Annotated in this window: 25 protein-coding genes and 1 pseudogene; 20 read left to right on the top strand and 6 right to left on the bottom strand. The window is 40.0% G+C overall.

Going from position 1 to position 20183, the window contains the following annotated elements; all coding sequences use genetic code 11:
- Positions 1-52: 52 nt before the first annotated feature.
- Together ACWIX0_RS02630 and ACWIX0_RS02625 are read left to right on the top strand one after the other, a co-directional pair.
- A complete protein-coding gene (locus ACWIX0_RS02630) occupies positions 53-1225 on the top strand; it encodes an aminoglycoside phosphotransferase family protein (RefSeq protein WP_454171710.1) in 1173 nt (390 codons plus the stop codon).
- A gap of 279 nt (positions 1226-1504) precedes the next feature.
- Positions 1505-2551 carry a radical SAM protein gene (locus tag ACWIX0_RS02625; RefSeq protein WP_454171708.1) on the top strand — a complete coding sequence of 349 codons (1047 nt, stop codon included), beginning with the start codon at positions 1505-1507 and terminating at the stop codon, positions 2549-2551.
- Here ACWIX0_RS02625 and ACWIX0_RS02620 read toward each other — a convergent pair.
- Positions 2523-2657 carry a hypothetical protein gene (locus tag ACWIX0_RS02620; RefSeq protein ID WP_454171706.1) on the bottom strand — a complete coding sequence of 45 codons (135 nt, stop codon included), beginning with the start codon at positions 2655-2657 and terminating at the stop codon, positions 2523-2525. The genes ACWIX0_RS02625 and ACWIX0_RS02620 overlap by 29 nt on opposite strands.
- 89 nt (positions 2658-2746) lie before the next feature.
- Here ACWIX0_RS02620 and ACWIX0_RS02615 point away from each other — a divergent pair, with 89 nt between their 5' ends.
- The 5 genes from ACWIX0_RS02615 (at position 2747) to ACWIX0_RS02595 (ending at position 6046) form a co-directional block, all read left to right on the top strand.
- Positions 2747-3943 carry a radical SAM protein gene (locus ACWIX0_RS02615; protein ID WP_454171704.1) on the top strand — a complete coding sequence of 399 codons (1197 nt, stop codon included), beginning with the start codon at positions 2747-2749 and terminating at the stop codon, positions 3941-3943.
- 73 nt (positions 3944-4016) lie between these two features.
- Positions 4017-4148 (top strand): hypothetical protein, encoded by a 132-nt coding sequence (locus ACWIX0_RS02610; RefSeq protein WP_454171702.1) that lies wholly within the window; start codon positions 4017-4019, stop codon positions 4146-4148.
- A gap of 21 nt (positions 4149-4169) precedes the next feature.
- The gene (locus ACWIX0_RS02605) at positions 4170-4595 is read left to right on the top strand and encodes a hypothetical protein (RefSeq protein WP_454171700.1); all 426 of its coding nucleotides are present in this window, start codon (positions 4170-4172) and stop codon (positions 4593-4595) included.
- Positions 4582-4785: a hypothetical protein gene (locus tag ACWIX0_RS02600; RefSeq protein ID WP_454171698.1), complete on the top strand. Its 204-nt coding sequence runs from the start codon at positions 4582-4584 to the stop codon at positions 4783-4785. The genes ACWIX0_RS02605 and ACWIX0_RS02600 overlap by 14 nt, the downstream gene beginning before the upstream one ends.
- 25 nt (positions 4786-4810) lie before the next feature.
- Entirely contained in the window at positions 4811-6046 is a 1236-nt protein-coding gene (locus tag ACWIX0_RS02595) for a hypothetical protein (RefSeq protein ID WP_454171696.1), read from the top strand.
- On the opposite strand, the gene ACWIX0_RS02590 is transcribed toward ACWIX0_RS02595, so the two are convergent.
- Complete coding sequence (locus ACWIX0_RS02590) at positions 6039-6170, bottom strand: hypothetical protein (protein WP_454171694.1); 132 nt, start codon at positions 6168-6170, stop codon at positions 6039-6041. The genes ACWIX0_RS02595 and ACWIX0_RS02590 overlap by 8 nt on opposite strands.
- A 57-nt stretch (positions 6171-6227) precedes the next feature.
- On the opposite strand from ACWIX0_RS02590, the gene ACWIX0_RS02585 reads away from it, so the two are divergent.
- A complete protein-coding gene (locus tag ACWIX0_RS02585) occupies positions 6228-6392 on the top strand; it encodes a hypothetical protein (protein WP_454171692.1) in 165 nt (54 codons plus the stop codon).
- Positions 6393-6396: 4 nt separating this feature from the next.
- On the opposite strand, the gene ACWIX0_RS02580 is transcribed toward ACWIX0_RS02585, so the two are convergent.
- Positions 6397-7014, bottom strand: a complete 618-nt coding sequence (locus ACWIX0_RS02580; RefSeq protein ID WP_454171690.1) for an acyl-CoA thioesterase — start codon at positions 7012-7014, stop codon at positions 6397-6399.
- A gap of 146 nt (positions 7015-7160) precedes the next feature.
- Between ACWIX0_RS02580 and galE the strand changes: the two genes are divergently transcribed.
- Positions 7161-8195, top strand: a complete 1035-nt coding sequence (gene galE, locus ACWIX0_RS02575) for a UDP-glucose 4-epimerase GalE (protein WP_454171688.1) — start codon at positions 7161-7163, stop codon at positions 8193-8195.
- A 164-nt stretch (positions 8196-8359) separates the two neighbouring features.
- Positions 8360-9877, top strand: a complete 1518-nt coding sequence (locus ACWIX0_RS02570; RefSeq protein ID WP_454171686.1) for a hypothetical protein — start codon at positions 8360-8362, stop codon at positions 9875-9877.
- 324 nt (positions 9878-10201) lie between these two features.
- Here the strand turns inward: ACWIX0_RS02570 and ACWIX0_RS02565 are convergent, their stop codons facing one another.
- From ACWIX0_RS02565 to panB, 3 genes are all read right to left on the bottom strand, one after another.
- Positions 10202-10930 carry an MBL fold metallo-hydrolase gene (locus ACWIX0_RS02565; RefSeq protein WP_454171684.1) on the bottom strand — a complete coding sequence of 243 codons (729 nt, stop codon included), beginning with the start codon at positions 10928-10930 and terminating at the stop codon, positions 10202-10204.
- An 83-nt stretch (positions 10931-11013) separates the two neighbouring features.
- Positions 11014-12210 (bottom strand): Holliday junction branch migration DNA helicase RuvB, encoded by a 1197-nt coding sequence (gene ruvB / locus ACWIX0_RS02560; RefSeq protein WP_454171682.1) that lies wholly within the window; start codon positions 12208-12210, stop codon positions 11014-11016.
- Positions 12211-12275: 65 nt separating this feature from the next.
- Entirely contained in the window at positions 12276-13088 is an 813-nt protein-coding gene (gene panB, locus ACWIX0_RS02555) for a 3-methyl-2-oxobutanoate hydroxymethyltransferase (RefSeq protein ID WP_454171680.1), read from the bottom strand.
- Between the two features lie 151 nt (positions 13089-13239).
- Here panB and ACWIX0_RS02550 point away from each other — a divergent pair, with 151 nt between their 5' ends.
- From ACWIX0_RS02550 to rplV, 10 genes and pseudogenes are all read left to right on the top strand, one after another.
- Entirely contained in the window at positions 13240-14103 is an 864-nt protein-coding gene (locus ACWIX0_RS02550) for a hypothetical protein (protein WP_454171679.1), read from the top strand.
- Positions 14093-14980 carry an outer membrane beta-barrel protein gene (locus ACWIX0_RS02545; protein ID WP_454171677.1) on the top strand — a complete coding sequence of 296 codons (888 nt, stop codon included), beginning with the start codon at positions 14093-14095 and terminating at the stop codon, positions 14978-14980. The genes ACWIX0_RS02550 and ACWIX0_RS02545 overlap by 11 nt, the downstream gene beginning before the upstream one ends.
- An 8-nt stretch (positions 14981-14988) precedes the next feature.
- Positions 14989-16284: a hypothetical protein gene (locus ACWIX0_RS02540; protein ID WP_454171675.1), complete on the top strand. Its 1296-nt coding sequence runs from the start codon at positions 14989-14991 to the stop codon at positions 16282-16284.
- Between the two features lie 264 nt (positions 16285-16548).
- On the top strand, positions 16549-16860 hold the full coding sequence (gene rpsJ / locus ACWIX0_RS02535; RefSeq protein WP_454171674.1) for a 30S ribosomal protein S10: 312 nt from the start codon (positions 16549-16551) through the stop codon (positions 16858-16860).
- A gap of 111 nt (positions 16861-16971) precedes the next feature.
- Positions 16972-17622, top strand: coding sequence for a 50S ribosomal protein L3 (rplC, locus tag ACWIX0_RS02530; RefSeq protein WP_454171672.1), 651 nt, complete (start codon positions 16972-16974; stop codon positions 17620-17622).
- Positions 17619-18245 carry a 50S ribosomal protein L4 gene (gene rplD / locus ACWIX0_RS02525; RefSeq protein ID WP_454171670.1) on the top strand — a complete coding sequence of 209 codons (627 nt, stop codon included), beginning with the start codon at positions 17619-17621 and terminating at the stop codon, positions 18243-18245. The genes rplC and rplD overlap by 4 nt, the downstream gene beginning before the upstream one ends.
- Positions 18245-18526 (top strand): 50S ribosomal protein L23, encoded by a 282-nt coding sequence (locus ACWIX0_RS02520; RefSeq protein WP_454171668.1) that lies wholly within the window; start codon positions 18245-18247, stop codon positions 18524-18526. The genes rplD and ACWIX0_RS02520 overlap by 1 nt, the downstream gene beginning before the upstream one ends.
- A gap of 22 nt (positions 18527-18548) precedes the next feature.
- Positions 18549-19376 (top strand): 50S ribosomal protein L2, encoded by an 828-nt coding sequence (gene rplB, locus ACWIX0_RS02515; protein ID WP_454151900.1) that lies wholly within the window; start codon positions 18549-18551, stop codon positions 19374-19376.
- A 14-nt stretch (positions 19377-19390) separates the two neighbouring features.
- Positions 19391-19672: a 30S ribosomal protein S19 gene (gene rpsS, locus ACWIX0_RS02510; protein ID WP_454151898.1), complete on the top strand. Its 282-nt coding sequence runs from the start codon at positions 19391-19393 to the stop codon at positions 19670-19672.
- A gap of 23 nt (positions 19673-19695) precedes the next feature.
- A pseudogene (gene rplV / locus ACWIX0_RS02505) lies at positions 19696-20046 on the top strand (50S ribosomal protein L22); the annotation flags it as partial.
- Between the last annotated feature and the right edge of the window lie 137 nt (positions 20047-20183).

The raw sequence follows: 20183 nt of genomic DNA, 5'->3' as shown, positions 1-20183 counted from the left end.
GTGGGTAGATTCCCAAATAGATTGCCACGATTTTGCTTCGCAAAATCTCGCAATGACCCCCAAAACAACTCCACAAAACTTCATCGGTATTTCGGGCGATTTTGAGTGCCGTTGGAGCTATGAAAATGGCAAGTTTATAAACGCGCCAAGTTATAAAAACGGCGTTGCAGGGCTGTTTATCTTTGCAAACAAAAAATGCCTTGCAAATATCCCAAAATCTGGCGCATTAGTCGAATGGCTACAAACGCAAAATATAAACTTTACTCCGCTTGATTTAGCCCATAGCAAAGAAATCGGCACGCTTTTAGTCTATACCGAGACAAATCCGCTTAGCCTTACCCGCCCATTTAACAAAATCGAGTTCAAGGACAATGTCGCCATAAAAACCCCGCTAGATTCGCAAGGCAAGGCGATTGCCAAAAAAGAAATCGCGTGGTATGAGTTCGTGCAAAATTTAGGATTTAGCCAAATCCCGCAAATCTACGCGCTAAACCCGCTTACGATGAAAAAGATAAAGGGCAAAAATATCTACGAATACGAATGCCTGTTAAAATCCCAAAAGCGCGAGATTTTAGCCAAAATCATAGATTCGCTAAAATCACTTCACAATCTAACGCCCAAAATCCCCTCCGTCCAAAGTGATTGCACCGAGACTTATATCACAAAAACTTACGATAGACTTGCCCTTGTTGAATCGCTAATCCCCTTTGCGCGTGATGAATTTATCAAAATTAACGGCAGATATTACAAAAACGCGCTTTTTTGCAAAGAGCAGATTGCCGAGCTTATAACCGCGCATTTTCCACACGAATTTGCGCTAATTCACGGCGATGCGACTTTTTCAAATATTCTTTTTGATAGCTTTGCTATGGAAGTGGTGCTTATCGACCCGCGCGGATATTTCGGGCAGAGCCAAATCTATGGCGATGCTGATTATGATTTTGCCAAGCTCTACTACTCAATCTGTGGCGATTACGACCAATTTAACCGCAAAAAATTCACGCTTTCAATCGGCACTAATGAAGTCGAACTCACCATAAAATCAAGCGGGTGGAGCGATATGAGCGAAGAGTTTTTTGACTTGCTCCCAAATGTCAGCAAAGAAAAGATTAAATTGCTCCACGCGCTAATCTGGCTATCGCTCACGACTTACGCGTGGGAGGATTATGATAGCATTTGCGCGGCGTTTTATCGGGGGAATATGTTAATGGAGGGGTTTTTGTGATTTTGCGTTTTTAGCAATTTGTATTTGGGTAATCATTTGGATTATTTTTGCATAAAACTGCGCTCTATGGACGCCCAGGTCCTATCTCGCTTGTTTTACGCAAGAATAATCCAAAGCACTACCGCAACTACTTCGATTGTTTGTTGGCGTCTCTTTTGTCATTACTTGAGCGAAGCGAAGTGTCTCAAAAAGTCGTGAATCTAGAGATATTTCGCTACGCTCAATATGACAAAAATGAGCAGTCAATATGACAAAATCTAAACACAAAAGGAGCAAAAAATGTTAAGACGATATTTAGGACTTACACGGCAAGAATGGCGGACTTTTAAGATTCGCAACCTAGAATTTAGCGCAAATCTATTGAGTCATCACAGCGCGTTAAAGGCAAAATACTTGCAAAAATGGTGGTATGCGCGGTGGCTTTTGCGCCGATTCAAACATAAACGCATAGTGCGTTTTGAAAAAATCAAACTTTTTCTAACGCGCAAAGTCTCCGTGCCTACGATGGATTTTAATATCACCACGCGTTGCACTCTTAAATGCAGGGATTGTGGCTCGCTAATGCCACTTTATACCAAAGCACAACACTATGATGAGAGCCTAGAATCTTTTAAGGCACGACTTGATGCCTTGCTAAAAAATGTGAGCCACATTTATCAGTTTAAAATCATCGGTGGAGAGCCACTGCTAAATGCGGATTTTGCGGAAATGGTGGATTATGCTTGTAGCAAAAGGCAGATTTTACTTGTCCAAATCACCACAAATGGCACGATAATCCCAAGCCAAAAGGTGCTAGATTCGCTGGTAAGAAATCGCCACCGAATCGAAGTTTTTGTCTCAAATTATTCATTGCATAATAAGACAAAATATAATGAAGTGCTAGATTTGCTACAAAAGCACAAGATTCCATATAGCACCGTGCGCAATGCAAAGGATTTTCGCTGGATTCAAAGGGGTGATATTTTTGCGCGAAATAGGGATATTGAGGGCATTAAGCGCACTTTTTGGAATTGTTGGCAAAACCCCTGTGTGTCGCTATTTGAAGGGCGATTTTTAGTTTGCACGAGGGCGTATTATGTAGAAAAGGCATTAAATCCCACCATAAATTTAAGCGAAGGTATTAACCTAAATCACGCTACAAATGGGGGGGGGGGGAAAATCACAATGTCTCTGCGCGTGATTTTGTCAAATTTTACACAAGGGATTATTTTTCTGCGTGTGATTATTGCGAATGCCTTGAATCTCACACGCAAATTGACGCTGGGATTCAAGTCAAATCTTAAAAATCCCCCCTCCCTTAGCACGAGGGGGCTAGGGGGTGGGTAAAATCAAATAATCCGTCATTGCGAGATTTTTGCGACTTTGTCAAAAGTTGCAAAATCGTGGCAATCCAAAATCCATTGTCATACTGAGCAAATGCGAAGTATCTCAAAGACTCGTGAATCTAGAGATATTTCGCTACGCTCAATATGACAAAAAAACGAGCAGTCAAATGAGAAAATTTAACACAAAGGAAACAAAATGAACTTACACAAAACCCTTACACGCGAACAATACTGCGTTTATAAACAGCGCGTAGTTGAATACTATGTGCGAAATAAATTCTACGGCGTTCATAATCTACAACGCGCGATGGGCAAAGGCAAAGATGACGGCGCAATAGCGATTTTTAAGCCCATAAAATCCACGCTTAAAACGCTAGGCAAAATCACTAGCTTTGTGATTCCGCATTCCAAAAGTCGCAAGTCATTTCGCAATGCCGTTTTTAAGGCAATCGATTTGATACCTACAAATCGCTACCAAATAGAGCGACTTAAAACCACGCTAGATTTTAGACTTCGGGGCAAAATCTACCTGCCACAAGTCGAATTTGCTATCACCACGACTTGCAATCTCAAATGCAAAAACTGCACAAACTATATCCCCTACTTGCCCCGCGAAAATCAGCGCGTTATCGCATATACGGATTTCAAAACCTATCTCCAAAATCTACTAAAAAACGCCGACAAGCTAAACGCGCTTTTATTGCTCGGTGGCGAACCGCTTTTGCATAAAGAATTGCCACAAATGCTAGATTTTGCCCTAAATTGCGAGAAAATTGAGAGTGTGTATATCACCACAAATGGCACGATTTATTTTAGCGATGCGCTTCGCGCCGTGTTTGAAAAGCACAAAGGTAACAAAAAGCTATGGATTTGGGTTAGCAACTACACGGCAAATCCGCGCCTTGCCAAGCGACTAAAAAGCTATGATTTGGTGGCGTATTTGCGCGAACAGCGAATGAATTATATCTTTATCAATGATAATGTATGGGGCAAGTCGCCTCCGCCTACTTATGCGGAGATTGAGCGCACGGACGAGCAAAACTCGGCATATTTTTTGGCGTGTAATAGTCCTTGTGTGAGCGTATATGGCGATGAGCTATCAATCTGCCCTCGTGCAAGTCATTTTGCAGCAAAGGGGACGATTCACCAAAAAGCGCAAGATTTGGCTAGTGTAGCGCAAATTGGGGGGGGGATTTATGTATGGATTCAAAAAATCTATCGCTTAAATCTTGCGAATCTATCGAATCTCTGCGACTTAGTAGAGAGATTAGCAAGGCAGATTTACTTGCCTTTTACACACATACAAATTTTAGCGCGTGTAGATTTTGCGACATTCTTAATCAGCGCGAAACCTGCACCCCTGCGATTCAAATCGGGGAGGAATGAACAATGAAAAGCCTTGTCATTTTGAGCATAGCGAAAAATCTCAAAAACTTCCCCCTCCCTTAGCACGAGGGGGCTAGGGGGTGGGTAAAATCAAAAAATTAGTCATTGCGAGAATCTGCGATAGCGGATTCGTAGCAATCAAAAAAATAAGGACAAAAATGAAAAATACTAACAAAGCGGAAGTATCACAGATGAGAAATCGTGGTTTTTAAGCGCAAGGCAAGGGAGTTTGCTTGTCGCAAATGACCGAAGCCCAGCGCGTAGAATCCGCGATTTATCGCTGTGAGACAACGCTGTATTTATCGAATCTGCCAAAAACTTGGCTTATTGACATTGATGGCACGATTGTGCACCACAACGGGTATAAGCTAGATTCGTGCGACACGCTTTTAGAGGGTGTGAGTGAATTTTTTGCGAGTTTGCCAAAGGGCGACAAAGTGATTTTGCTTACAGCGCGGAGCAAAAGCGAAGTGGCAAATCTTAAAGCATTTTTGACTATTCACAAAATCCGCTTTGATGAAATAATCAGCGATTTGCCATTTGGTGAGCGCATTTTGATAAACGACACCAAGCCTAGTGGGCTAAAAACCGCCTTTGCGATAAACAAAGTGCGCGATGAGAAGTTTGACATAAAGGTAGAGATTGATGAGAAAATATAAAAATTTGTCATTGCAAGACGAATCAAACTATAAATCCGTCATACTGAGCGAACGAAGTGAGCGAAGAATCCAAAACACACGAATCTATACTTTAATGTCGTGTGTTTTGGATTCTTCGCCTTTTTGCAAAAGGCTCAGAATGACAAAAGGTATAGATTGCCACGACTTGCTTTTGCAAGTCTCGCAATGACAAAAAAACAACGAAAGGACAAAAAATGAACAACACAACACAAAAACCCATACAAACCTTACAAGAACTCGCAAAAAATCTAAAAAGCGATAGATATTATTTTGTTTTGCCTTGCAGTGCGGGGGATTTTTACCACCATCTGTTATTAAAATCTGCGTTAGAGCGTAAATTAAACGGTAAGATAACTTTTGTTATCAAACCTAGCCACGAAACTTTGTGCGATATTTTTGATTGCAAGGATTATGTGATTTGTAGCGACAAAGAAATTGTTGAAAATTTTTGGTATCCGCAATGGTTATATACCGAAAACGCCGTAAGTGTGCCGACAAAAGGCAAATTTTATCCATCACATTCTGAGATTTTGTGTATGCCTGTGGCTTTTTCAAGTATGTTAAATTGGCATTTGGAATGGTTTGATTTACCGCGTAATACAAAGGGTGATTTGCCTACGAATCTCCCAAAATTAAGCGAATCTTTGCGTGAAAAACTTGCCAAAATCGCGCCTTTGGACAAGATTATGCTATTTTGCCCAGAGGCAAATTCTCGACAAAATTTACCACTGATAATCTTTAAAGATGAGTGCGACAAATTGCTTAAATTAGGCTACAAAATCATCGTAAATATCTCAAATCACAAAGAATACACGCACTATTTTAGCGATGGCGTGTATGATTTGGATTTGTCGCTAAAAGATGCGATTGCGTTGGCGTTGTCGTGTGCGGGTGTAGTTTCTACGCGCTCGGGCTTTTGTGATATTATTGCCCCACATTGCAAAAAATTAAAAATTTATTATACAAGCTTTGATTATTGGTGGCGGGGTAGATTAAAAGACATAAATCCCACAAACGCGCTAAAAGAAGTTCTAATTTATGATATGCCTATCTATAAGCAATTTTTGCGAATGTCGCGCGAAGGGCGTGAATCTTTGCCGATTAAACTTTATAATCGCTACGCCACAAAGGGATTTTTGCGAAAAATGCGAACGCCTTTCACGCTGTATTTTAAAATCTACAAGCGACATAATGCAGGTGAATCTTCGCGCGATTTGGGGGATTTGGGCGATAGTTTTGAGCGCGAATCAATGCGTGAATTTGTAAAAAACGAATTAGCAAAAACCTATGAATATCAGCTAGGTTTGGCGTTACAAAAGGCGTGTGAGCGATTTTGGTATGGTGGATTTTTAGCTTTTCCCTTCGCCTACTCCAAAATCCGCTCCCAAAAAGGCAAAACCCTAACGCGAATGGACGGATTTATTATTTAGATTCGCAAAGTTTGTATTTTGTTTGGATTGCTTCGTTGTCTTCGCTTCGCTCAAACTGCCTCGCAATGACGGATTCTTTCCCTGCTTCGTCATTGTGAGCTAATGCAATGAGCGAAGAATCCAAAGCACACGGCATTAAATTTTAGATTTGCGTGAATATTGTAAGTGTGAATCTAATTTATTGATTCAATTTTATGTCATTGTGATTTATTTTCTTTTAGATTCGCGTGATTTGGATACTTCGCTTAGTGTGACGATTTGGTGTGGATTGCTACAAAATCCGTATATAACTAGCAAAGTCGCGCCTCTTGTGGATTTTATAAGTGTGTATTATTGTGGCATTTGAAATATTATTTTTGTAGATTTCCGCGTAGCTCGCGTCTTTTTAGGGCGTTTGCATATCGCCTTTTTTCTTCCGTGCTTTTTGGGGCAAACTCTCTCATCAAAGCCGTCTTGCCATCTTGTTTTGCCACCATTGTGTAGTAGCCGCTAGCACAATGTGTCTCGCTCCTGTCTTTTATGTTTTGTGCCACAGCTTTTATGCCGACTTCACAGCTTGTTTTTCCTGTGAAATTCACACTTGCATAGAGGCTAAGAAGCGAGCCTATGGGGATTGGCTGATAAAAGGCGACATTATCCACACTCATCGTAACCGTGCCAATCCCACAAAATCTAGTAGAGCAAGCATACGCCACTTGGTCAAATAGCTTTAAAAGCTCGCCTCCGTGCATCACTCCGCTAAAATTTGCCATCTGCGGTGCGACTAAAATCCGCATAAGCAAATTGTTTTCTTGCTGCGTAAAATCAGTGATAAAATCTGCGGATTTGGATTTAGCAGTAGATTTAGAAGTAGATAAAGCAGATTTAGATTTTGTGCTATTTTGTGTAGTCTTGCTAGGATTTGAAGCAGAATCTATGGCATTTTTTGCGCTAGTTTTTGTATGTTTTGTCGTTGTATTTTTGCTCATTTTGATACCTCTTTTAGTCGTTGTTGTGGCGTTAAATCTTTGGCATTAAATCTTTAAGATTTTGCCCATAAAGCCTAGCATTTTAACATACTTTAATGGTATTTGGCTATAATGAGGGATAAATTTTGCAAAAAAGGTTAAAAAATATGAGACTTTTATTTACGGGTGGCAGTGGGTATATCGGCTCGCATACTGCGCACTGCTTTTTGGCAAATACTGATGCAAAAATCACCATACTAGACAACCTATCAACAGGTTTTAGGCAAAACTTTGAATATTTGCACCTTTTATATGGCAATCGTGTGGAGCTAATCCAAATGGACTTAGGCGATACAAAGCGCGTAGATGAGGTTTTAGCAAGTGGGGATTTTAGCGCGTGCGTGCATTTTGCCGCTTCGCTAATTGTGAGTGAATCAGTGCAAAATCCGCTTGCATATTACAAAAATAATGTCATAAACACGACAAACTTGATTGATTTATGCGTAAAAAATGGCTTGAGGGATTTTATATTTTCTTCTACTGCGGCGGTGTATGGCGAGCCTAGTGCGGATTTTATCCCTGTGAGAGAATCTACCCCGCTATATCCTATCAATCCCTATGGTGCTAGCAAAATGATGAGTGAGCGCGTGCTAGCAGATAGTGCCAAAATCGGCGCGATAAACTATGTCGCGTTAAGGTATTTTAATGTCGCGGGGGCAAATATGGCAAATACAAATGAAAATCTAGCAAAGGGCAATGGCTTAGGGCAACGAAGCAAAAACGCCACTCACCTAATCAAAGTAGCCGTAGAATGTGCGTGTGGCAAGCGAGAATCAATGAGTATTTTTGGGCAGGATTATGAGACAAGAGATGGGACTTGTGTGAGGGATTATATCCATATAGATGATTTGGCAAGTGCGCATTTAAGTGCGTTTAGGCATTTGAGAGAAAGAGGCAAAAGCGAAATATTTAATGTAGGCTATAATCGCGGATATAGCGTAAAAGAAGTCATAGAATGTGTAAAAAAAATAAGCGGGGTAGATTTTGTAGTAAATCCTGCTAGCAGGCGAGATGGCGACCCATCGATACTTATAGCAAGCAATGAAAAACTTTTGTCTTGCACGGATTGGAAGCCTAAATATGATGATTTAGCCACTATCGTAGAGAGTGCGTATAAATGGGAGAGGGCATTAAAATCTTAATTTTTTGTAGGCTAGATTTTGCATTTATTTGGATTTTGTTTTTAGATTTTGGTTTATTAGGTTGGATTTTGGTTTAGAAATATAGTCGATTTGTTTTGCTTCATAAAGGGGTTTTTGGAGTTTTTAGCTATGCTTGCATTATGCGACAAAATAAGGATAGAAAAATGCGTTTTAACTTTGTAAAAATTTTTATTGTTTTTGTGGCTTTGATAAGCGGGATTATCAGCGTAAATGCAAATCCTGCGACAAATATACAGGCAACAAAAAACACAAACTCTACGCAAGAAAGCACACAAACGACAAAATCCAACAAACCCCCTAAAGAATCCACAAATAACGACACAAAAAAAGATTCTCCAAACGCTACTAAAAATCCAAAAAAATCACAGCAAAATCCTGCCAAACCTAGCCAAAATCCAAACCAAAATCCAAACCCACAAAATAACGACACACAAACAGAATCTAACCAAAAAAATGCAAGTGCAAAAAAAGACATAAAATCCCAAGAAAAAGACGCAATCAAAGCCCAAAAAAAAGCACAAAATCTAGCGAAAAAAGAAGTCAAAAAGCAAGCAAAAATCGAGGCAAAAAAAGCAAAACTACAAGCAAAAAAAGATAGAAATGCCCCGCCTAAAAATCTACATAAACGAGTGTTGCAACAAGCCCTTAGTTTTTCACCATTTTATGTAGGGGTGCTAAGCCTGCTAGATACTAGCGAGCTAGATAAAATCGCCCAAAGCAACCCCAAAAAAATACGCATAAAAGAGGCAAATTTAGGTGTGAAATTAGAGCAAGAATGCGAGGGGAGTGAAGTGGATTTTACCTGCGTAAATCCAAAAGAAATAGAGATTTTTTCCCCACATATCAAGCTATCTCAAATCTCTCAACATTTTAGGCTTTTCCCTGATACTTTGCAGGTGGCTTTAAGCGCGAATGTCTCGGCGGAATTTTTTTTAGATTCGTTGCCATTTCACACAGATTCTCAAAGAGGCGAATTTGAAAAGATTATCCCCAAATATTTCAAAGATATTCTTACCATAAAAAAAGAGGGGGCAAGCGTTAGTTATGATTATCGTGTGGATTTTGCAAGCGAGCAAGGTAGCACGCTAGTGCTAGTGCTACAAGGCAGTGCTAATAATCCATTTTATGAGCATAAAAGTTTGGCAGAATTTTTGCTAGATTTTATGCTAAGTGCTGTGCCAAAAAGCATAGATTATAAAGATCTGTGCCAAAATCTTAGCCACACAGAATGCGCCCGCAATATCACGCGCAAAAAAGCACAATTTAGCATAACGCTTTTTAGCCCCAAAAATCTAAAAGTTACGCTTACTTCGCAAGATTTTAGCGATACGATGTATGCTATTTATGCCATCGATGTGGCAAACAAAGCCCGCGCTTCAGATAGAGAAACATACAAAAAAGACATACAATCCATAATCACAAAAGAAAGTCAAATCTTGCGCAAAAATCTAATCAATGACAAAATGCCAATCAATACTCATAATTTTGCACTAGATTTTCTAAGTGCTTTTGGTGGATTTTTTTTAGATAGCGAGAGGTTGGGGTTTGAAATCAGTGCAAAATCAGGTTCAAAAGAAACATTGCTTTTGCGGGATTTTTTTGAAGACAGCGGAAGGCTAAGAGATTTTGTAAGCAGTTTGCAATTTGGCGTAATTCGGTAAAAAATGTTCATTTTTTTGATTTTATTGATTTGTAGCATTGCTAAAAATATGCTGATTTTTTTGTATAAATGGTTTGTTGCCCCCTCAACACCCCTCTCATTTATTTAGCACCATTTTTGTGCTAAAACTCTCACTCAAAATACTTTTCGCACGAATGGCTTTTGTCATTGCGAGATTCTAGGTTTTTGTCAAAAATCTCAAAATCGTGGCAATTTATAACCTTAGCCATATTGAAGTTTTGCAAAAAATCGAAGTATCCAAATATTTGTGCAAAATGCGTTATGTTAAGAAAAATGTGTTATGTGCAGATTCTGCGCTTTGTGGCTACATTCGCTCTAGCCATAGATTGACATTGTGTTGCTCATACGCTAGAGTGCTAGATTCTCCGTGTCCGGGGAAAATCTCTACTTGCCTCACTTCCTCTAGCTCATCATCATCTAAACTTAACCCCAAATCAAGCCTAAAATCCAAATCCCTAAATCGCCTTAGAGAATCTACCATATCTTGCGCGCTTGAGTAAGGGAAATCATATCGCCCTATGCTTCGTCTAAATACAAAATCCCCGCTATAAATCCTTGCATACTTGCTTTTGTGAGTAGTGCTATCTAGCTCGCAATCCCCCCACACGCAGATGATACTACACCCAGGGGTATGTCCGGGAAAATGCAGGTAAGAAAAATAAACCCCCTTAATCTCAAAATCGCTTCGTCCTTTTTCGCACGGGACTTGTATGCTAGGAGGGCAGGGGATAAGCCCTGTGTCAAAGCAATCACTCTCCATCATAAACGCATCTTCTTTGGGGCAGTAAATAGGCACAGATTTTAGATTTTCGTGCAATTTCGCGCTATCAAAAATATGGTCAAAATGCCCGTGCGTGATAAGGATTGCAAGAGGATTTTGCACATTTTCTAGCACCCATTTGCTTGAGCCAATCCCTGGGTCGATGATTAGCTCTCCTTTAGGAGTTTGGATAATGTAGCAATTTGTCTCATACGCACCAAATGCTTTGCAAATATGCGGGTATGGGGTTTTTGTGTTAATTTTATTTTGCATTGTTTGGGTTTCCTTTTTTGGTGGATTTTAGCGAAATGTTATTTAGCAAAATCTTGCTTTTTAACCTTGATTTTTTAAGCGATTTAAGAATCTGTGATTTTAAACAATTTGGGTGTATTTTGCAAATCTTGTGAGTGATTTAGATTCCACTTTGGTGGGCTAAGTCGCAATAATTCATAAGTCTTTATGCTAGCTACTCGCCCTCTTGCTGTGCGCTCCAAAAACCCCTGCGCTAGCAAATACGGCTCTATCAAATCCTCAATCGTCCCCTCATCTTCGCTAATGATTGCAGAGAGGGTGTTTAGCCCCATAGGCGATTTTGCTCGTGCCAATGCCTCTAAATAGCGCAAATCTAGCTCATCAAATCCTAGCTCATTTACGCCAAGCTCGCTTAATGCGTGCTTTGTGGTAGCTAGACTTATGGCTTTTTCTCCTGCGACATCGGAAAAATCCCTCACGCGCTTTAGCAATCTTAGCGCGATTCTAGGTGTCCCACGCGCTCTTTTGGCGATTTCTAGGCTGGCGTTTTTTTCTATGTCGCGCTTTAGCTTGCAAGCAGCTTTGTCAATGATTAAACTTAGCTCATTATTGTCATAAAACTGCAATCTAAAATCCATACCAAACCTATCGCGAAGCGGGCTTGATAGCATTCCTGCTCGCGTAGTCGCACCAATCAGCATAAATGGAGGTAAATCAATTTTTATCGTTTGGGCAGCAGGACCGCTCCCTGTGATAATATCTAGCCTAAAATCCTCCATCGCAGGATAAAGCAACTCTTCAATCGCGGGGCTTAGCCTATGAATCTCATCGATAAATAAAATATCCCCCTCATTGATATTTGTCAAAATCGCGGCTAAATCCCCGCCTTTTTCTATCATCGGCGCGGCACTTACTTTGATATTTGCTTCCATTTCAGTGGCGATGATATGGCTAAGCGTGGTTTTGCCAAGACCCGGGGGACCAAAAAGTAGCGTGTGCATTAGTGTTTCTTTGCGTTTTTTTGCACCTAAAATAGCGATTTTTAGGTTTTTTTTGATTTTTTCCTGCCCTATGTAGTCCTCCCACACGCTTGGGCGAAGTGAGTTTTCTACATTTTCATCAAAGCGGATTTTTTCTATGGATACTTCTCTCTCATCGGTTGTTTGGGAGTTTGTATCGGTGGATTTTGCGTTGCTTGCGCTGTTTGATGATTTTGGTGCGCTAGATTTTGGGCTAGATTTTTTATTTGCGCTTTTTGGGGTAGAATCTAGATTTTCTAAATCAAGTGTGATTTTTGCCATTTGCTTAAAACCTTTTTATGTAATTTGTGAGCTTTTAATAGCTATCTTTTAATAGCTCTTTTTTTTTAATAGTGTTCTTGGGCATTTGGAAAATCGCTATTTTTGACATCGGTGGCGTATTGTTGCAATGCTTTTCTAAAAATCCCCGCGCCATCTAAATATTGCCTAACAAATTTTGGCTTAAACTCGCTAAATAGTCCAAAAGCATCGCTCCATACGAGAATCTGCCCATCACAATCCACCCCAGAGCCAATCCCAATCGTTGGGATTTTGACTTTGCTAGAAATCTCTTTTGCCACGCTAGAAATGATACCCTCCAAAAGCAGTCCAAAAACCCCTGCTTCTTCAAACGCAAGGGCGGATTCTAGCAAATACTTACTTTGTGTATTATCTTTGCCTTTGATTTTATACCCACCTTCAAATTTGACAAATTGAGGCATTAGCCCGATGTGTGCCATAATGGGAATCCCCTCATTTACAAGGGCTTTTATGATTTTTAATTTTGTCAAAGGGACTTCAAGTTTTAGGGCTTGCACGCCTGTTTGTTTGATGATTTTTATAGCATTTTTTAGCGCGGATTTTTCGCTATCATAGCTACCAAAAGGCATATCTGCGATGACAAAAGATTGCTTCGTGTGCGATAAAACGGCTTTTGTGTGATATATCATTTCATCTACGGTTAAGCCTGTGGTGTCTTCTTTGCCATTAAAGCTCATATTTAAGCTATCGCCTACCAAAATCACATCTATTATGCCATCAAAGATTTGCGCAAAAAGCGCGTCATAAGCGGTGATGGCAGTGATTTTGCTAGGATTTTTGCCTAGATTTGGTGGGATATTTTTTTTAGATTTTAGGGTGGTAAGCGATATTTTTTGCATTATGTCTGCTCCTTACATTATGTTTGCAAACGCGTTTTTATGCGTTTTTAAAGTAGCAAATTTGTGGCGTTATTATACCCAAACTCGCTTATTTAAGGTTTAAAGTGTATAATGGCAGGTTATTTTGCCAAACAAATTTAAAGGCTAGATTTTGGATACAAAAAAAATAGAGATTTTTTTACGCCGTATTATGTTTTGTGCTTTTTGCGTGATTGGAGTTTTTTTGATTTTGAGTGCGTTTGCGTATAGTGCGACAAATGCTATTGAGACAAATTCGCAACGATACAGCAAATATCAAAAATCCACAAAATCTAAAGAAGCAAAATCCACAAAAGATTCAAAAGATTCTAAAAAATCCCAAAATATCGCAAAACAAGATAGTGCAAATGATGAAAATCTTATTGATTATTCTACGCTTAGTTTGTATTATTATCCATACATTATGGCATATCACAAAATCACGGACAAAGAAATCGCTAACCTTGTGCGAGATTTGGATTTGGCGCGCAAAAAAACAGGCGTGTTTTTGGGAATTTATGGTGGCTGGATATTTCATAATGCTGCTGGCAACAAAGACTACGAGCTAGGCAATTTCCTCTCTTATGGCGCAAAAGTAGGGTTTCAAAGCTTCTATCCCACGCTATTTGATAGCATATCTTTCCCAAACAAAGTAGGAGGCAGAATCTATTTGCAATATTTAGGCAGCAATGCAAAGGAGCTAAATTTAGCTTCGCTTGGATTTAGCGCGATAGGGGTAAGTGGGGATTTGATGATAGATTTTCCTGTGTTGCCACTTAGAAATGGGCTAGAGGCTGGAATCATAGCGGGATTTGGACTAGCAAGTATGATATATGATTCTAGCAGTGATTCTACGCTTGGGGGGATTATCAATATTGGCACGAGTTTTACTTTGCTAAGCAAGCATAGAATCGAGGGCGAGATAAAGATCATCATCAATGAAAGTTTGGATTGGTTTGGGGTGATGCCTATGGTGGGGTATAGTTATGTATTTTAGGAGATTTGCAGTGATAAAATCTAGCCAAAAATACGCAGATTTTGCAAATACATTTGTAGCAAAAATATGTGGCGTTTTTTTTGTAGCTATTTTTGTAGCTATGGCGTGTGGTGGAGGGCAACTAGCATTCGCAAAAAGCACAAAATCTAACTCGTCCAAAAAATCCACACAATCAAAACAATCCAAACAAAAACCAAAAGAGCAAACAACACAAAATGACGAAATCGAAGTCATACACGGCGATGAAGCTAGCTTACAAGAGCTAAGCCAACACCAAAAAGAAAAAGAGCTATATTTTTTGCGCGGGAGGTATTATGAGCTGCTTTATGAAAAATCCCAAGAGCTAAAAAACCGCACCAAACACGGCTGGTTTGCTGGAATCACAGCAGGCACAAGCCAAATGGAAATCAACAAAAATAAAGGCTTAGGAGCGGACATAAACCCATTTGCTTTTGGGCTAAGTGCTGGGTATTTGCGCTTTTTAGGCACAGCACTTATGGGCTTGCGCGTGTATGGGCAGTATCTAGTGGCGTTTAATGCCTCTCCAAGTGTCGCAGATAAAGTAGCAAATCATTTGTTTAGCTTTAATGTGGATTTGGTGGGGGATAAAGCCATAGGGAGTGAAGAGGGCTACTACATAGGTGTGTTTGCAGGAGTAGGTGCGGGGATAAATCTTTTTTCACAAAAAGGCGGACAAAATATCGATAAAATCAGCGTAGGAACCGTGCTAAATTTTGGTATCTCTGCCACGCTAAAATATCATCATCGCTTAGAGCTAGGGCTAAAAATCCCTCCAAGTATAACTCAAAATATCCAAAATGGCTATGGATATTCTTTGGGTGCTATGTATCTAGCTAGTTATCAATATTTGTTTTAGGCAATGCAATGCAAAATCACGCAACAATAATCACAACGCTAAAAACGCAAAAACAATCAAAGTTTCATAGATTTTGTATCGCTATGATTGTGGCGATTTTTGCGTTTAGTAGCGATAGTTTGGGTGCTACTAATGCTAATATGACGCCTACAAAATCCACTCAAACAAAACCATCAAAATCTAGCAAATCTAGTCGTATCACTGATGAAGAAATCGGTATGCTGATTTTGCCAAAAGATTTTAAAAACTCTAAGGCAAATCCAAGCGAGCTAATGCAAGCACAAGATGAGCGACTAAAAGATAAAAGCCTAGATGTAAAAATCGCTTTTTATCGCTCACTTTTAGAGATAAATGGCGTGCGAGTAACCCCTATCTATAAAGATAGCGACTATATAGAAATGTATTTTCCCAATAAGTCGTTGGACGAAAAAAAAGCAATCGCACATAAATATATGCGAGCTAGAAAAAAAAGCGGATTTTTTGTGGGGCTAAGCGCGGCAAGTGCTGGGATAACCCAAACTTATGCTGATGGAAAATATAATACGCAAAATAGCGTGGGCAACATAAATAACGGGGTATTTACGCCTGACACCACAGGTGCGCTAGATTCTAGTGTGGATTTTCCATTGGTTGCGCGCTCGGTGTTTGTGGCATTTGGAGGAAATGTCGGGTATCAAAACTTTTTTAATCTCTACTTTGGTAGCAGAATCTATGGAGATGTGCTTATAGGCGGGGGGAATCTATCTATGAAAAAGCAAAATCAAGCAAACACCACAAATGCTACAAACACTACAAATGTGGGCGAAAAAAGTGTGGGGAGTTTTTTTTATATGCTTGGCGGGCTAAATGCGGATTTGCTAGCAGAAATGCCTCTAAGTGTGTTTGGCGTAAAACATAGATTTTGGAGGGAAGTGGCTTTGGGGGGGTATTTTGGGATAAATATCGGTGTAATGTTTTTGACAGATAAGGCAAATGATGAAATGCAAAATTTTATCAAAACAGGCGTTACAAAAAGCGCGAATGTGCTGTGGAATTATCAAGTGCAGGTGGATTATGGACTAAATGCGGGGCTTAGCTTTTCGCTTGGCATACTTGGCAAAATCGAAGCTGGCGCAAAAATCCCGCTAGATGTGCTAGGACTACCATCTGAGCTACGAATCGGCATAGAATCCCCCGCAAGCTATAATGTAACCACAAAAGATTCGCGAAATCAAAATAAAATCATATCCAAAGAGGTTCTCTCAAAAGATATTATCTTTAAGCGCACGCCGATTTTTTTAGTAAATTATATTAAGGTTTTTTAGATTTTTTTGTTTTTGATTTTGGGTTAGATTTTGATTTTGTGATTTTGTATGTCCTTATGCTAAGGAAGTAAAATAAACAAACTTTTGCGAAAAATAGGCAAAAAGTCTTGACTAAAGTTTTGTTTTTCACTAGAATTACGCTTTTGATTTTGCGATACTTGCTTTAAAATTGTCTTTATTTATTTGTGGTAGAGACTTTATGAGTTTTAAAGATTTTTAAGCAGAATGCTCTTTAGATTATCTTAAATAAAAAGGCGAAAGATTATGGAAAAGATTCGACTTAAGCTCAAGGCTTATGACCACAGGGTTTTAGACCGCTCGGTAGCTTCGATAGTAGATGCTGTTAAGCGCACGGGTTCTGAGATTTGCGGACCGATTCCGCTTCCGACAAAAAAGAAAAAATACACCGTGCTTCGTTCGCCACATATCAATAAGGATTCGCGAGAGCAGTTTGAGATACGCCTCCATAGCAGAATCATAGACATTATGTCTGCTACGCCTGATACGGTGGAGGGGCTTATGAAACTAGATTTAGCACCTGAAGTCGATGTCGAAGTAACTTCGATGAGCAAGTAGCGCAGTGGCACAATGTATATTTGTGTGGATTGATTTGCAGTAGATTTAAGTGCAGATTGAAAGTCAAGTCTAGTTAATTTTTCAAATTTAGTTAATTTTAAGGAAGGACAAATGGAATTCTTAGTAGAAAAGATAGGAATGAGTAGGACGATAGGCTCGCCTAGCATTCCTGTTACTTTGTTGAAAGTCATCAATGCTAAGGTGTGTGATTCTTTGCAAAATGGCAAAGCCTTAGTGGCATACCATAGAGGCAAGACGCAAAATAAAACCATAGCTGGACAACAAAAAAAATACAACCTTAGCAAAGAATTTAATCGCTTTGTAACACTTAGGGTGGGTGGCAATGCTACACAAAAGCAAGAATCTGCGCAAAATGATGGTGCTACTGATGCTCCAAAAAAAGATATAAAAGTAAGTGATTTGGATATGTCTATTTTAGAGAGTGCTACGCGGATAAAAGCCTCTTTTTATACAAAAGGGCGTGGGTTTAGTGGCGTAATGAAAAGGTGGAATTTTCAAGGCGGTCCTGCAGCACACGGCTCAAGATTTCATCGTAGAGTAGGCTCTATCGGCAATAGAGAGTGGCCTGGACGCGTCCAAAAGGGCAAAAAAATGGCTGGGCACTATGGCAATGAAAAAGTAACCGTGCAAGCAGAAGTGGTATCTTTTGATAAAGATAATGCTATTTTGGTGCTAAAAGGTTCGGTAGCTGGATATAACGGAGCGCAAGGCAAAATCTCTATCATTAAGGGTGGCAAATGAGTGCGATAGTTTTAGACAATAACTTTAAAAAGAAAAGTGAGATTGCTTTGCCTGAGCGATACAAAGATATAAAAGAGCATAATTTGTATCTATATGTAAAATCTTACCTTGCATCACTTCGCGCAAATACAGCACTTGCAAAAACTCGTGGCAATGTAAGTGGTGGAGGCAAAAAGCCTTGGGCGCAAAAAGGTGGTGGTAGAGCACGCGCAGGGAGTATCACTTCTCCTGTGTTTGTAGGCGGTGGCGTATCGCACGGACCGAGCAACAATAGAAACTATGAGTTAAAAATCAACAAAAAACAAAAGCGTTTAGCATTAGAATGTGCTTTGCAACAAAAGGCAAACGCAGGTAAGCTGTATGTGGTGGATTCTCTAAGTATCCCTAGTGGCAAGACAAAAGACGCTTTTGCTGTGCTTAAAAATATCGGGGAGAGGAGCGTGCTATTTGTGGCGCAAAGCATTGCCGAAGAAAAAACTTTTTTGGCTTATAGAAATTTACAAGATTGCTATTTTATTGATACAAATGAGATGAATGCTTACCTTGTGTCCGTGTTTCATAGTGTAGTCATCGAAAAAGCAGTGCTTGAAGCATTTTTAGATTCTAGCAATAAGGGGAAATAATGGCTGATATAACTGATATAAAATCTATTCTCTACACAGAAAAATCACTTTCATTGCAAGAAAAAGGCGTCCTAGTAGTGCAGACTTCTACCAGAGTAACCAAAAATCAACTAAAAGAGGTTTTTAGGGAATATTTTGGTGTTGTGCCTGTGAGAGTAAATTCTTTGCGACAAGAGGGCAAAGTCAAGCGATTTAAGGGCAGAGTGGGACAGCGAAATTCATATAAAAAATTTTATGTGAAAATCCCAGAAGGCGCGAAAATAGACGCGCTCACGGCATAAAAGCAAAAAATAGGAGTAACAAATGGCAATTAAAACCTATAAACCATATACGCCATCTCGCAGGTTTATGAGCAACCTTAGCTCAAAAGATATTACCGCTAAACCTAGTGTGCGCGGACTTTTGACAAAGTTGCCTGTAAGTGCAGGGCGCAACAACAATGGCAGAATCACGAGCCGACACAAAGAGGGTGGTGCAAAGAAACTCTATAGAATTATTGACTTTAAGCGCAATAAATTTAATATCGAGGGCAAAGTGGTGGCGATTGAATACGACCCATATCGCAACTGCAGAATCGCGCTTGTTTCTTACCCTGATGGCGAGAAGCGATATATTTTACAGCCAAGTGGGCTAAGTGTAGGCAGTGTAGTCATCGCAGCGGAATCTGGACTAGACATAAAGACAGGCTATGCGATGAAGCTAAAAGCTATCCCCATAGGCACAATCGTGCATAATATCGAAATGCACCCCGGTGCTGGCGGACAGCTCGCTAGAAGTGCAGGAGCAAGTGCGCAGATAATGGGGCGTGAGGGCAAATACATTATCCTAAGAATGCCAAGCGGTGAAATGCGCTATATCTTAGAAGAATGTATGGCGACAATCGGCGTGGTAGGAAATGAAGATTTTATCAACATTTCTATTGGCAAGGCAGGGCGTAATCGTCATTTGGGAGTGCGCCCACAAACTCGTGGTAGTGCGATGAACCCTGTAGATCACCCACACGGCGGTGGAGAGGGCAAGACAGGCTCTAGCGGACACCCTGTTTCACCTTGGGGCACGCCTGCTAAAGGCTTTAAAACTCGTAAGAAAAAAGCGAGCGATAGACTTATCATCTCAAGAAAGAAAAAATAACAAAGGAAGCAACAATGGCAAGGTCGATTAGAAAAGGTCCTTTTATAGATTCTCATTTGGCAAAGAAAGTCGCCAAAAGCAAAGAGGCAAAAGACAATAAACCCATCAAAACTTGGTCGCGCAGGAGCACGATTCTCCCTGATATGATTGGACTAACTTTTAATGTCCATAACGGTAGGGCATTTGTGCCTGTGTATATTACAGAAAATCATGTGGGATACAAGCTCGGGGAGTTTGCACCTACACGGACATTCAAGGGGCACAAGGGCAGTGTCCAAAAGAAAATTGGCAAATAAAGATTGATAAGTAGAGGTAGAAAATGAGTAAAGCATTGTTACGATTTATACGACTATCGCCCACCAAAGCCCGTCTAGTAGCAAAGGAAGTGCAGGGAATGAATGCAGAGCTTGCGCTTGCAAGTTTGGAATTTACCCCAAATAAAGCCGCTAGAATTATTGCCAAAGTCATCGCATCAGCCATAGCAAATGGCGGATATGAGGCAAAGAGTGCGATTGTGCATTCTTGTAGGGTAGATGCGGGACCTGTTTTGAGGAGATTTATGCCACGCGCAAGAGGTAGGGCTACTCCTATACGCAAACCTACTTCACACATACTTGTAGAAGTAATGAATCAAAGTGAGATTGATGCTTTTAAGGCTTCGCTAAAAAACAATAAAAAATCTGACATAAAAGCGACAACAAAACTAGAATCTAAAAAAGATTCTACCGCCAAAGCAAGTAGCACAACAAAGACTAAACCAACTCCAAACACAAAAATAGCCAAAGAGGAATCTAAAGTGGATTTTTC

This window comes from Helicobacter sp. T3_23-1059 (assembly GCF_053654515.1).
This window is presented reverse-complemented; position numbering and strand designations above follow the sequence as displayed.